12 protein-coding genes are annotated in these 13,846 nt (G+C 58.7%); 7 read left to right on the top strand and 5 right to left on the bottom strand.

The genetic code is table 11. From position 1 onward, the window contains the following. Positions 1–239 precede the first annotated feature (239 nt). From AC1DGP_RS29310 to AC1DGP_RS29295, 4 genes are all read right to left on the bottom strand, one after another. Positions 240–1,436: a YbfB/YjiJ family MFS transporter gene (locus AC1DGP_RS29310; RefSeq protein ID WP_476832836.1), complete on the bottom strand. Its 1,197-nt coding sequence runs from the start codon at positions 1,434–1,436 to the stop codon at positions 240–242. 74 nt (positions 1,437–1,510) lie between these two features. Then, on the bottom strand, positions 1,511–3,307 hold the full coding sequence (gene sdhA / locus AC1DGP_RS29305; RefSeq protein WP_476832835.1) for a succinate dehydrogenase flavoprotein subunit: 1,797 nt from the start codon (positions 3,305–3,307) through the stop codon (positions 1,511–1,513). Between the two features lie 17 nt (positions 3,308–3,324). Continuing rightward, a complete protein-coding gene (locus tag AC1DGP_RS29300; protein WP_476832834.1) occupies positions 3,325–4,032 on the bottom strand; it encodes an SDR family NAD(P)-dependent oxidoreductase in 708 nt (235 codons plus the stop codon). A gap of 116 nt (positions 4,033–4,148) precedes the next feature. Then, a complete protein-coding gene (locus tag AC1DGP_RS29295; RefSeq protein ID WP_476832856.1) occupies positions 4,149–4,979 on the bottom strand; it encodes an enoyl-CoA hydratase/isomerase family protein in 831 nt (276 codons plus the stop codon). 290 nt (positions 4,980–5,269) lie between these two features. On the opposite strand from AC1DGP_RS29295, the gene AC1DGP_RS29290 reads away from it, so the two are divergent. The 7 genes from AC1DGP_RS29290 to AC1DGP_RS29260 all read left to right on the top strand — a co-directional run bounded on the left by AC1DGP_RS29290 (position 5,270) and on the right by AC1DGP_RS29260 (position 12,911). After that, entirely contained in the window at positions 5,270–5,692 is a 423-nt protein-coding gene (locus AC1DGP_RS29290; protein ID WP_476832833.1) for an organic hydroperoxide resistance protein, read from the top strand. 28 nt (positions 5,693–5,720) lie between these two features. Continuing rightward, positions 5,721–6,758, top strand: a complete 1,038-nt coding sequence (locus tag AC1DGP_RS29285) for an alpha/beta fold hydrolase (protein ID WP_476832832.1) — start codon at positions 5,721–5,723, stop codon at positions 6,756–6,758. A gap of 4 nt (positions 6,759–6,762) precedes the next feature. Continuing rightward, positions 6,763–7,707 (top strand): alpha/beta fold hydrolase, encoded by a 945-nt coding sequence (locus AC1DGP_RS29280; RefSeq protein WP_476832831.1) that lies wholly within the window; start codon positions 6,763–6,765, stop codon positions 7,705–7,707. 27 nt (positions 7,708–7,734) lie between these two features. Beyond that, entirely contained in the window at positions 7,735–8,268 is a 534-nt protein-coding gene (locus AC1DGP_RS29275; protein ID WP_476832830.1) for a hypothetical protein, read from the top strand. A 26-nt stretch (positions 8,269–8,294) separates the two neighbouring features. Beyond that, positions 8,295–8,927, top strand: coding sequence for a cysteine hydrolase family protein (locus AC1DGP_RS29270; protein WP_476832829.1), 633 nt, complete (start codon positions 8,295–8,297; stop codon positions 8,925–8,927). 83 nt (positions 8,928–9,010) lie between these two features. Further along, on the top strand, positions 9,011–9,844 hold the full coding sequence (locus AC1DGP_RS29265) for an enoyl-CoA hydratase/isomerase family protein (RefSeq protein ID WP_476832828.1): 834 nt from the start codon (positions 9,011–9,013) through the stop codon (positions 9,842–9,844). 160 nt (positions 9,845–10,004) lie between these two features. Further along, complete coding sequence (locus AC1DGP_RS29260) at positions 10,005–12,911, top strand: ATP-binding protein (RefSeq protein WP_476832827.1); 2,907 nt, start codon at positions 10,005–10,007, stop codon at positions 12,909–12,911. On the opposite strand, the gene AC1DGP_RS29255 is transcribed toward AC1DGP_RS29260, so the two are convergent. Next, a complete protein-coding gene (locus AC1DGP_RS29255) occupies positions 12,858–13,802 on the bottom strand; it encodes a response regulator transcription factor (RefSeq protein ID WP_476832826.1) in 945 nt (314 codons plus the stop codon). The genes AC1DGP_RS29260 and AC1DGP_RS29255 overlap by 54 nt on opposite strands. Between the last annotated feature and the right edge of the window lie 44 nt (positions 13,803–13,846).

Raw genomic sequence — 13,846 nt, 5'->3', positions numbered from 1 at the left:
TAGATTGTAATTCATCGGCCACTGGTTGACGGTTGCTTCCGCACAAATGAGGATAAATAATTTCGAAGACAATCATCTAGAGGCTTGTAGATCGTCAGTGAGCAGCGTCATGCTTCACCACGCTTGCCATGCCCAACACGACCACGCGTCCGTGACGCTCTAGCCGCAGACACATTCGCGGAATCATCATCGACCCGATCGCTCAGCCCGGACAGACTCTAAGAAGCTATCTCAGTTCGTTATTTTGCACGCCTCCCTGCGGCTAGATCTATGACCAGCGCCACGACCAGTGCGCCGCTTCCGATAAGGAAAAGCGTCTGATAACTTCCATGGGTCAGAGAAAATATTAGTGAGAGCAAATAAGCGGCAACTGCCTGGAAAAGAGCGAAGGCCGCAGTCGCGTTACTCCAAGCCACGCGCTGCTGCGCCGGGTGGTCAGGCAGCAATTCGGATATCCTGCCCAGGACAAGGGGCACCGTGCCGGTGACGAACGCCCCTACAGTTACGCTGGACGCCATCAACCAGAATGCGCCCAGCCCGAGGGCTGGCACGGCAACCGCGCAGGCCTCAAGCACGAAGCTGAGGCGGAGCGCCGTAGCGAACCCGAAGTGATCAGCAAAGAAGCCCACTAGTACGGGACCGAACGTGGCACCGATGCCAAACAGGACCCAGTACTGGGAGCCGATCGCAATTCCTTCCCCGCGACCCCGTGCTACATAGTCGACAAGAAAGACCATGTGGGGCACCCAGCCTGCGGCGTTTAGGGCATATGAGGCATAAAGTGCGCGGAGTCGCCCAGGCCTGAGAGCATTGCTTGCTCGCGCGTGAGGCAATGAGTGCTGGCTTTCGCTGGGCCACCCCGACCACGCAGCGATAGTCAGCACGGCAGAAAGTACCCCGAGGCCAATCCAGGCTGCGGCCAAGCCACGTTGCAGCAGGAGCGGAACGACGGTGCCGGAGATCACTACGCCAGCACCAACGCCCATAAAGATGACGCCGCCAACGAGTCCGCGGCGCGAAGCTGGAAAATGGGGAATGATGGTAGGGGCTGAGAGGACCATCAAGGCACCGCCGGCCATACCGGCGGCAAAACGCCAGCCCGAATACCATGGAAATCCGAGCGGAAAGCCGCAGGCGAGAAGCGATGCCGTCGCCATCACCATCATGCCGCGAAGCACGCCTATCGTTCCCAGACGTTCGGCGGCAGCTCGTCCCAACAGCGCTCCGACCAAATATCCGGCCAGATTGGCGGCGGCCAGATACGCCGCTGCAGAGGCTTCAAACCAGCGGGCCTCGACGAGAGCTGGCAGCAGCGGGGTGTAAGCGAACCTGGCTAAACCAACGCCGATCAGGGTCGCACAGAATGCTGACAGAACCGCTCTCCCGCGGGATACGGACTCAGCTCGGGTATCCAGTGCGCGAGGACCGGCAGTCATCAGATGCGCTCGCATTCTCTAGTGGCAAAAAGTGGTTCGTCTGGAGCAGGCGGGCTTATCGACGAGCCTCGCGGTCAGTACACGCGTTCGCGTGGCGGGATCGAAGAGACCTCGTTCGACAATGGCTGGAGCCGCACAGGGCGGTATTCCATGCGCGTTCGACCTCCGTCATCCAGCCACGCACAACTATGCTTCAGCCAAGTCTCGTCATTCCGGTGCGGAAAATCCTCTCTGGCATGCGATCCGCGGCTCTCCGTCCTGGCTATGGCTGATTGGAGACAAACGATCGACTGCGCCATCATGTTTTCCAACTCGATGAGCTCGACGAGTTCAGTGTTGAACGTCATCGAGCGGTCATTAATTCCCAGGTTATGCCTCATCTCCATAGCCACTTCCGCAAGGCGCGCCTGACCCTCAACCAGCAACGAACCGTCGCGAAAGACGGCGCAATGCTTCTGCATGATCTGCTGCATCGCCCGGCGGATGCTGGCCACATCAGCACTTCCGTTCGACCATCGTGAGCGATCGAACCTGGCGATGGCACGATCCGTCACGTCTTCCGATAGCGGTGGCAGGGAATCGATGGGTCGCAGGCTGGCTGAAGCCCGCAGAGCGGCAGCGCGGCCGAAAACAATGATGTCTAGCAATGAATTCGAGCCTAGACGATTGGCCCCATGAACCGATACGCAGGCAGCCTCACCGATTGCCATGAGGCCTCGGACAACGATATCGGCTGCCGCGCCGCGCTTCGTTACGACCTCTCCGTGCAGATTCGTGGGTACGCCGCCCATGTTGTAATGGACCGTCGGCAGCACTGGGATCGGTTCTCGCGTCAGATCAATGCCTGCGAAGATGCGCGCGGTCTCACTGATCCCGGGCAGCCGATGATGCAGAATATCCTTGTCCAGATGCTCAAGGTGCAAATTGATGTGGTCTTTCAAAGGACCACATCCTCTCCCCTCGTTGATCTCTATGGTCATTGCGCGACAGACCACATCGCGTCCCGCTAGGTCCTTAGCAGTTGGCGCATAGCGCTMCATGAAGCGCTCGCCCTCGGAGTTGGTAAGGTAGCCTCCCTCGCCCCTTGCTCCTTCAGTGATGAGGCAGCCCGAGCCGTAGATTCCGGTCGGATGGAACTGCGTGAATTCCATATCCTGCAGTGGCAAGCCGGCGCGAAGCGCCATGGCATTCCCGTCGCCGGTGCAAGTGTGGGCGGCGGTGCATGAGAAATAAGCTCGACCATACCCGCCAGTGGCAAGCACGACCCGCTGGGATCGGAACCGGTGAAGCGTACCGCCCTCAAGGTCCCAGGCGAGCACGCCATGGCAACCGGCGTCTTCGTCCATTAGTAAATCGAGCGCGAAGAACTCAATAAAGAATTCCGTGTGGTGCTCTAGGCAGCGTTGATAAAGCGTGTGCAGGATCGCATGTCCGGTTCGGTCGGCCGCCGCGCAAGTGCGCTGGGCCATCGACTGACCATATCCGATCGTCTGACCGCCAAACGGCCGCTGATAAATTCGACCGTCGTCGGTCCGCGAGAACGGAACTCCCAACCGCTCCAATTCGAGCACGGCGGGCACCGCCTCTCGGCACATATATTCTATCGCATCTTGATCACCCAGCCAGTCGGATCCCTTTACGGTGTCGTACATGTGGTAACGCCAGTCGTCACCGTCCCCCATATTCCCCAGGGAGGCGGCCATCCCGCCCTGGGCAGCGACCGTGTGGCTCCGTGTGGGAAAGACTTTCGTCAGGCAGGCGGTCCTCAAGCCGGACGCCGACATGCCGAGCGCCGTCCGCATGCCGGCGCCTCCGGCGCCGACGATGACCACATCGTATTGGTGGTCAACGATCTCATAGGCTTGGCCCATCCGAGCACTCCTCCAGATCAGTGACCCGCGCTCTGGCCGCCGTCCACATGGAGGATCTCGCCGGTCACGAAGGGAGCCGTTTCCAGATAGAGAACGGCTTGAACGATGTCGGAAATCTCTCCGATCCGCTTCACTGGGTGCAGCCCCGCCAGAAAGGAATGAGTTTCGACCGCATGCATCGGCGTCTTGATAATTCCTGGCGAAACAGCATTCACGCGTATGCCGCGCGACGCCAATTCGATGGCCAACGATCTCGTCGCCGCGTTCAGCCCACCCTTGGTGAGCGATGCAAGGACCGACGGGACTTCTGAATTCGCCGACTCGGCCAAAGTCGTCGTAATCTGGACCACGTGGCCGGCGCCGCGTTTTTCCATTTCAGCGACGACGAGTTGTGTCATGTGAAAGAAACCAGTCGTGTTGACAGCCAAGATCGCTTCCAATTCCTCCACCGTATATTCGGTAAAGCGCTTCGCAATGAAGATACCTGCATTGTTGATGAGTGTATCAATCCTTCCGAATCTCTCATTTGCAGCCGCGACTACACGCTCCGCGGTTTGGCGGTCCGAAATATCGCCCGCGATTGTAATAACCTTCGGGTCTTCGCTGGGTTTCACCGAGCGCGCAGTCGCTACAACGTTGTAGCCTAGCTGCCGATACCCCTCGACGAGAGCGGCTCCCATTCCCTGGGACGCACCTGTCACAATGGCTACTTTACCGTCTTTCATGATCCTATCCTCACATTTGAAAATTGAAGACAAGCATTGCAGACGGCGCCCATCCGCTGGGGTCCGAGCAATGCCATTTGCTGCCAAGGCGTTGTCTTTGCGGGCTGCAGGGGACGTCAGAGCCCAATTTGCCCGACGTAGTGCCCTAGCCTGCGCTCGACTTCTCCAGGACGATGGAAGCCCTGCTCCATCAGCTTCTGGATCCGCTTCTTGGCCGCCGGCCGATTGAGCGAAGCCAGGAACGCATCCCATTCAGGCGCAATGTCGGCATCTGATGGCAGGCTCGCCTTGTTCACGAGACGTTTGGTCTCGGCAATCGCGTCCCGGTCGAATGTCGAAATTCTGCTCGCGAGGGCACCAACAAAAGTGTCCAGATCCTGATCAGGAAAAGCGCGGTTAACGTAGCCGTAGCGCTCGGCAAGTTCGCCGTCGATGTCATCCGCTCCAAGCAGCACTTCCAGCGCCCTGCCCCTACCCATAAGCCGTGGCAAGCGCGCCATGGGACCGCCTCCGGGAACCAGACCGGCTCCCACTTCCCACTGCGACAGGATAGCTTTCTCGCGACTGGCAAAGCGCATGTCGCAGGCAAGGGCGAGCTCACTGCCCACGCCTGTCGCTCGACCGCGGATCTTCGCAATCGAAACAACTGGCGCACGGCTGATGCGGACGAGCAGATCTGGCAGCTGCTGGAGGCCTGTAGGCCCGGGCGGCAGGCCGAGCGTCGCTTCCGGGTCGGCGAGAAAGTCGTAGTGCGTTACGAAATATCCCTCCACCGGGCTTTCAAACACCACAACTCTGACTTCGGGATCTGTTTCCAGCGCTGTCACGACATCGTTCAGGCCCGGCAGCGATTCCGGGCCAAAAATGTTCAGTGGCGGATTGTCGATCAAAACGCGCCAAAGAGCCCGAGTGTCGCGCTTCACCTTGATCAGGTCATTTCCAACCATATTGGCCTCCCAATGCATCGCCCGAGCTCATGGCTTCGGACATGATGATGAGGCACAGCGATCATGCGATCTATCGCACAAAGGTATCGCCGATACATAAGTGCCGGGTTAAGCGCATTCAGATACAAAAGATCCAGGCGGCCGCGGCATCTAACAATCGATATCTAGGTATTGACCGATACCTGAGTTCAATCGCGCCCGAATTTGCAACGTCCGATACATGACGTGTCGACAAATATCGGCCAATCAATTTGGTCGAAAATGACAACCGTTATGCAGGATGTTCCGTCATGAACCATCAGTCAAAGCTACTGTATACCGCAAAAGTCCACACGACCGGCGGTCGGGAGGGCGGAGCATCGAGAAGCTCTGACGGGCATCTCGACGTCAAAATCTCTCCACCCGGCGGCCAGGGTAGGGGAACCAACCCCGAGCAACTCTTCGCTGCGGGTTGGTCAACCTGTTTCGAAAGCGCGATCGGCATCGCAGCAAGGCGGCAAAAGGTCGCCCTACCGTCGAATTTCTCGATCGACGCAGAGGTGGACCTTAGCCTTGTCGACGGCTTCTACACCCTCGGCGCGCGGCTCAACATTAACCTCCCCGGCCTGCCCCGAGACACGGCGCAGGCCCTCGCCGATGAGGCGCACACGCTCTGCCCGTACTCCCGCGCAACCCACGGCAACATTGAGGTAGCAACGGCGATCGCCGTCTAGAGCTGCCCCTCAAACCAGGATAGGCATCATGACGATCGAACGATCATTACCTGTTGATTTTGGCCGCCGGAACTTCGTCGGAACCGCAGCCGCGATAGCCGCCGTCGGCGAACTCGGTCTTCTTTCGCCGTCACCGGCCGAAGCTGCGCCAGCGCGGGCCGAAAGTCCCGCTCTTCTTCGCGTGGAGCAGATCGAGGCGGGCGTTCTCAGCGTCGGTTACAGTGAAGTGGGTCCGAAGAACGGCGAGCCGGTCATCCTCCTCCACGGCTGGCCTTACGATATCCAGAGCTACGCAGAGGTGGCGCCCATTCTGGGCGCGAAGGGCTTTCGCGTTATCACGCCGTATCTCAGGGGCTACGGCACGACGCGCTTTCTCACGAGCGAAACACCCCGAAACGGACAGCAAGCTGCACTCGCAGTTGATGTTGTTGCGCTGATGGATGCGCTCGGCATCAAAAACGCTGTCATCGCAGGATACGACTGGGGTGCGAGAACGGCCAATATCGTCGCAGCCATGTGGCCGGAACGCTGCAAGGCGATGGTGTCTGTGAGTGGCTATCTAATCGGCAGTCAGAAGGCCAATCAACAGCCACTTCCGCCATCCGCAGAATTATCCTGGTGGTATCAGTATTACTTTGCCACGGAGCGCGGTCGAGCTGGCTATCAAGCAAATACGAGCGACTTCGCCAAGCTGATCTGGAAGACAGCCTCTCCGCAATGGCGGTTTGACGAAACGACGTTCTCGAAGAGCGCCCTCGCCTTCGCCAACCCGGACCACGTGGATATCGTCGTCCACAATTACCGCTGGCGTCTGGGTCTAGCCGATGGAGAGCGCCAGTTCGACAAGATCGAGAAGACTTTGGCCACTGCGCCAGCGATCGGGGTGCCGACCATCACCCTCGAAGGCGACGCAAATGGGGCTCCCCACCCTGACCCTGCGACCTACGCAAGGAAGTTCACGGCCAAGTATCAGCATCGAGTGATACGAGGCGGGATCGGCCATAACCTCCCCCAGGAGGCACCACACGGCTTTAGCCAAGCCATCGTCGACGCCAGTCGGATGTAGGTCGATGGGCACCTCAATTTCCTACCATTTCGTGGACGTCGGCGGACTGCCCATCTTCTATCGAGAGGCAGGTGACCGAGATGCCCCCGTCATACTGCTACTCCACGGCCTTCCGTCGTCATCTCGGATGTATGAACCGCTTCTGGCGCGACTATCCAACCATTACCGCTTGATCGCGCCGGACTATCCAGGATTCGGACATAGTGCGGCGCCGGATCCTGGCGATTTCGCCTACACATTCGAGCATCTCAGCGAAGTGATGCGTGAATTTGCTGAGGCGCTGAAACTCAAGAGCTACAGCCTGTTCTTGCAGGACTACGGGGGGCCGATAGGCTTTCGCATGGCGATCGCCGCTCCACATCGCCTTGAAGCCTTGATCGTTCAGAATGCCGTTGCGCATCATACGGGTCTGGCGAGCATCTGGAACCAGCGAAAAGCTTTCTGGAACGACCGTATCAGGCACGAACAAGATGTATGGGAGAGCCTCTTCTCGATCGAGGCGAATAGGCGGCGGCACGTCGGATCGGATCCAAGGTTCGAAGTCTACAACCCAGATTCTTGGGTGGACGAGAGCACGTTCCTTAGCCAGCCGAAGCAGGCAGAAATCCAGCTTGATCTCTTTTTTGACTACAGAACAAATGTCGCTGCCTACCGCCGTTGGCAGCGCTGGTTGCAAGACCATCAACCTCCGCTACTGATCGTGTGGGGAAAGTACGATCTGTCTTTCGAAAATTCGGAGCCATACGCGTACCAGCGCGATGTTCCCTCGGCAGAAGTGCATTTCCTGGAAGCAGGGCATTTCGCGCTCGATGTCGCAGCCGATGAGGTTGCCGCGATTACCAGCGAATTTCTGGCCCGACTGCGCCCCGTCAAAAGTGACGGACCCGCCCTATGTGCCGGCCTTCTGCAGCGATCTGAGCGCTCGTCTGCGCAGGCCCTCTATCGGTGAACCCAAGTGCGACAAGGAGATGCCAAAATGACCGAGAACGAGATCGTCAATTCCAGCTTCACCGCGATCATCAACGCCCCTGTCGACAAGGTCGACATCCCGACCTGGTGCTTCTCACTCAGCGAGAAAGAATATCAGGGCTGTTCACCCGCGCATATCGCGGCAGGCGCAACGACCGCTGCTGACGGACGGCGGATGTCGATCAACGTTGAGATCATCGGCGGCAGTCTCAGTATACAGCACTACGTCGAAACTCTCGGAAAACCCGATCATCTCGTGCTGGAGTCAGTGTCTGACATCCTGACGCCAACGGGGAGGACAACGATCAATGTACTCTGGGAACTGAGCGTGAAGGCCATCGATACCACGAAGTGCGAGTTCACGAACCACGTTCGCGCTACAGCCACGCCAGCATTCATGGAGTTCCTCGATCGGCAAGGAATTCCGTTCGACATCTTCCGTGCGCAACGTGCTCCGATGTCGATCGCCCATAACAAGGGTGAAACACCACTCTTCGCGCAGAGCATTGAGCGCGCAGCCCTCAAAATCGCGTCCCACTAGGCGATGTCATTTCAAGGAGAAAGCAAATGTCAGCGCCTGCGTACGATAGGAAATCAACCGCGCTTCTATTCGTTGACCCCTACAATGACTTTCTGTCCGAGGGCGGGATTATTTGGCCGAGGGTCAAGGAGGTCGCTGAGGAAATCGACCTTATTGTGAACCTGAAACGCGTGGACGGTGCCGTTCGAAAAGCCGGAGTCAAGGTCTTCATCGTTCCCCACCGCCGGTGGGAACCTGGCGACTACGAGTGCTGGTGCCATCCGAATCCGACACAACGGGCCATCATGAAACGCCACTCGTTTGCTCGTGGCGAGTGGGGTGGTGACTGGCATCCTGATTTTGCGCCTAAACCGGGCGATGTCATCGTCCACGAACATTGGGCGCAAAGCGGTTTTGCCAACACGGATTTAGATCAACAATTACGCCAACACGGCATCACGCATGTGATTCTTATCGGTCTGCTAGCTAACACCTGCGTCGAATCCACCGGACGCTATGCCATGGAATTAGGTTATCATGTCACGCTTGTTCGTGACGCAACGGCCGCCTTCACGCGTGAGATGATGCACGCGGCTCACGAGCTAAACGGCCCGACCTACGCCCACGCGATACTGACCACACGCGAAGTAGTGGACGCGTTCTCGGCCGTGCAAGCGTAGGTAGCCGAGAATGGATTTCTGAGGCCCGTGAATCTACCCGTGCACAGGCCGTGTTTCAGTTTGCACCATTTGCGAGGCCGAACATGCATACTCAGATCGAGCTAACTGAACCCGCCAAGGGGTATTTGCGTGCCCAGTTTTTCAATCCGCCGATTAATCTGATTGATCCCGACACTATCCGCGAGCTTGCAGCGCTAATAGACCGTCTGGAGAACGATGCCGAGGTCAAGGTTGTTGTATTCAGCAGCAAAGATCCCGATTTTTTTCTCGCACACTATGACGTGCTGGCTGACAAGTCGCGCACTGCCGCAATGGTGAAAGGTCCAACCGGGATGCATCCTTGGCTGGACGTATTGGTTCGGCTGAGCCGCGCGCCGGTCGTTTCGATCGCTTCAATCCGAGGACGTGCGCGGGGGGCTGGCAGCGAGTTTGCATTAGCGTGCGACATGCGGTTCGCGAGTGCAGAGAAGGCTATTCTAGGGCAGTTTGAGGTAGGCCTCGGCGCTGTGCCCGGCGGCAACCCCATGGCTCGCCTTGGGGGTTTGATGGGCCGCGGGCGCGCCATGGAGGTCATTCTCGTTGCGGATGACTTTCCCGGCCCGCTCGCAGAACGCTATGGATATGTCAATCGCGCTGTACCGGACGAGCAGCTCGACTCATTCGTCGACGAGATCGCCCTACGTATTTCGAGTTTCAGTAAAACGGCGCTTACGGAGGCGAAGGGCTTCGTCGACGAGGTGACGTTACCTGATAATAGCGTGTTTCCACCCGCACTCGATCGATTTTTTGCCTCCGTTGCTAGACCTGCGACGCAGGCCAGGACGAAATCGCTCCTCGTGAATGGCCTTCAACAACGATCAGATGTTGAACTCCGTCTTGGACGACATGTAGCAAGCGGCTTCGAACATACGAACTAGCCAATAAGTTCTGATGCCTTATCAATAGAAATTCCATTATAACATTACGCTATTACTTGAATGAAGCTGCGCTTATTGCGCAGCCCGATCGCAACAAAATGGCGCTTTATCATCGGAGGACCTTAGCTGATAATCTGGGAATCAACATCGGATCCTTGATTTGTCGATTGCAGCGCCGCCGGAGAGTTCGGGCCATCCCATTGCCCGAGAGATGAAGTTTGGGCGCTTTCGCCTGCAGCCGGAGCGGCAGCTCCTGCTTGAGGATGACAAGCCTGTCCGTATCGGCGGCCGCGCGCTTGATATCTTGATTACCCTGGTAGAACGGCCGGGAGAACTGCTTACCAAGGACGAGCTGGTTTCGCGGGTCTGGCCCAACGTCGTAGTCGACGAGGGAAATCTGCGCACCCAGATCGCGTTGCTCCGACGGGCGCTAAACGACGGACGCGATGGCGCCCGCTACGTGGTTGCCGTGCCGGGCCGAGGCTATCGCTTCGTGGCGCCGGTTGCGCTCGCCGCGCCGCCGACGGCGGCAGCAGATACCGTGCCCGTCATTGCGGAGCGTAGTCAACAACTGCCCAAGTCGATCTCGCGGGTGATCGGGCGCGATGGCGTGGTAGCCGAGGCGGTCAAACGACTTGAACGTCGCCGACTCCTTACGATCGTAGGCCCAGGCGGCATTGGCAAGACGACTGTAGCTCTCGCAGTCGCGGATCTGGCAACCCCGGCTTACGCTGATGGCGTGTTCTTCATCGATTTTTCGACGGTCTCAAGGTCGATCTCGCTATCGAGCGTCGTTGCGGAGGCGCTTGGACTTGTCGTGACATCGGACGATCCGATAGCGGAGGTGGTCGAATTCCTACGCGCTCGCCAAGTCTTGCTTGTACTCGACAGTTGCGAGCACGTCCTCGAGGCAGCAAGTGAACTCGTCGAATTCGTACTGCGCGGTACGACTACCCTGCGCGTGCTCGCCACAAGCCGAGAGCTGCTGAGGGCGGAGGGAGAGAACGTTCATCATCTCGAACCGCTCGACACACCGCCAGGGGCAGCAGTCCTAACAGTCCGGCAAGCTCTTTCCTTTCCGGCTGTCGAACTGTTCATAGAGCGGGCCAAATCGAACACAGAGGCGTTCGAAGTGACTGACGAGACAGTCTCGCTGGTCTCAAATATCTGCCGCAAGCTTGACGGGATGGCGTTGGCCATTGAGCTCGCAGCAAGCCGCGTGGGCACGTTTGGCCTGCAGGATCTCGCCTCGCAAATGAACGACCGCTTCCAACTCCTTATGCAGGGGCGTACCACGGCTCTGCCGAGGCATCGAACCCTGGCGGCAGCGCTTGACTGGAGCTACGAGTATCTCGACCGCACTGAGCAGACTGTGCTGCGCCGCCTTTCGATCTTCGTCGGCGGTTTCACTCTCGAGGCTGCTCAAGCGGTTGCCATCGACAAGGAGGATAACGCAGCCGACATTATCCGGGCAATCGCCGATCTGGTTGCCAAGTCGCTGGTCTCCGTAAATGCCCTAGACCAGGCCCCTATCTATCGCCTGCTCGACACAACACGCGCTTACTCGATCGAGAAGCTTGTCGAGAGCGCCGAGTTCGTCTCGACCGCGCGCCGCCATGCAGAGCATTATCGCACTATGCTTGTCAGCGCCGGCAACGATGTGGAAGCGATCGGACGCGATGATTGGCTCACGAAGTATGGACGCCAGATCGACAACGTTCGCAAGGCATTGGATTGGGCCTTCTTGTCCGCAGACGACGCGATGTTGGGTGTGGGTCTGACCGAAGCAGCGCTGCCCTTGTGGATGCATCTGTCGCTCATGAACGAATGCCGCTCGCGCGTTTCGCAGTCGCTCACATTGCTAACCTCCGAGACACGGCGCGACCTGCACCTCGAACTTCAATTTCAGCACGCCTTGGGGGCGGTGCTGCTCAACATCGAGGCGTCGGGGCCAGAACTGGAAACGGCCCTGAACGAGGCACTTAGGCTTGCCGAGCAGCTCGACGATGTCGACTACATGATGCGCGTGCTGTGGTGCCTTTGGTGCGATGCTCACAATCGAGGCGCGTTTCGCGAGGCTCTGGCATTGGCGGATAGGTTCTGCGCGTTCGCCAACCGATCGGATGACCCCGTCGATCCACTGACGGGCGAACGCATGCGTGGCTTTACCATCCATTTCATGGGCGACCAACGGGTCGCCCGGCGGCAGATCGAATACATGCTGAACCGCTATGTGGCGCCCGTCCATCGCGCCCACATCATCCGTTTTCAGTTCGACCAAAAAATTACTGCCCGCAATTTCCTGGTCTCAATCTTGTGGCTGCAAGGGTTCGTCACCCAGGCGTCGACTATGAATGCCCTCAACGTTGAGGAGGCGCAGGAGCTCGACCACACACTCACCCTTTGCAACTCGCTGACCAAAGGCGCCTGTTTTCTTTCATTAATGGCCAGCGATCTACCCGGCGCGCAGCACTACATAGAGCTACTGCTCAGCCGCTCAGCACGGGAAGGCCTGTCGATCTGGCAGGCGTGGGGCAAATGCTTCAAGGCAATTTTACTGATCAAGCAAGGCCAACTCGCAGCCGGTCTGGACCTGCTGCAAACGACATTGGCGACGTTGCCCGAGAACCGCTTCTCGCTACGGCAAACTTGGGTGTACGCCGAATATGCCGAAGGACTACGACTCGCCGGCCGCGTCGCTGAAGGCATACAGATCATCGACAAGGCGCTCGCTATGTGCGAACGCGACGAAGAGTTATGGTGCATCGCCGAGATCCTGCGGATTAAAGGCGAGCTGCTTCAGGAAGCGGGTGGCCAGGCGGCTGATCTGGAGGCCGAGAAGCATTTCGAACAATCCCTTGAGTGGGCACGCCGACAGGAAGCACTTTCGTGGCAGCTTCGAACAGCCCTGAGCCTCGCCCGGCGCCACCAGAGGGATGGCCGGCGACGAGACGCGCGAGACCTCGTCGCTTCGATCTACGGGCGCTTCATCGAAGGGTTCGAGACCGCCGATCTACGCCGCGCCAAGGCGCTGCTCGACGAACTGTCCAGCTTGGATGGTAGTTAAAATTGGCGCGCGCGGGCCCGGCAAACGGCATTCGCCCCCCAGATTCATCAGCTTGTCGGCCATTTTCACCAGCTCGGCGAATGAACGCGCCATCATCTTGCGCATCGCTTGGCCGCGGTGCGCCTTCACCGTGATTTCACTGATGCCCAGCTTGCCACTGACCTGCTTGTTCATGAGGCCCGACACGACCAGCATCATCACTTCGCGTTCGCGCGGACTAAGCGAAGCATACTTCTCGCGGAGCCGTCGCAAGGCCAAGCTATCCCGCAGCAGGGCTTCGCTGCGTGCCAAAGCTTGGTGGACCGCATCGATCAAGAGATCGGATTGCACGGGCATCGGCAGAACGTCCACTGCGCCGGCCTTCATGGCGCGTACCGTCGTGAGCACATCGGCAACAGCGGTTATGCATACCACCGGCGTGCCAGCGCGCTCGGCCGCTAGACATTCCTGAAACTGAATATCTCCCTGCGTTGGAAGCGTTAGGTCGAGCAGGAGGCAACTCGGCGAAGAGGCCTCAGGCTCCGAAAGCAGGGCCACGGCAGACGACAGCTCCCGCGCACGCCAGCCCACATCGCGGACGATTGCCCCCAACCCCTCGCGCGTGGACCTATCGCCGCCGGCGATAAATACGAGCGGCGCTGATAGCGCGCCGGGTAGTTCGGCGAATGCTTTACCTGAATGTCGTTCGGTGATGACCGACTCCGAGGAAGGGAACATGGTGCATTCTCCTGCTGGATAAATACGCGAAGGCCCCAATAGGTTTGACCAATACTCGACACGTTGGGGCCGCTTGCCGTGCGAGGCACGCTGACCGTGCTCCGGTGCGGGAAAAACAGCGAATGAATCGTCGTGAATAATTGTTAATGCGGCGCGGAAGACGTCGAAGGCCAAGTGCTAGCCCCGTATGCGTGAATGCTTAGATTCCCGCCGCCTCA

The organism is Allobosea sp. 05T433 (assembly GCF_056396065.1).
This window is presented reverse-complemented; position numbering and strand designations above follow the sequence as displayed.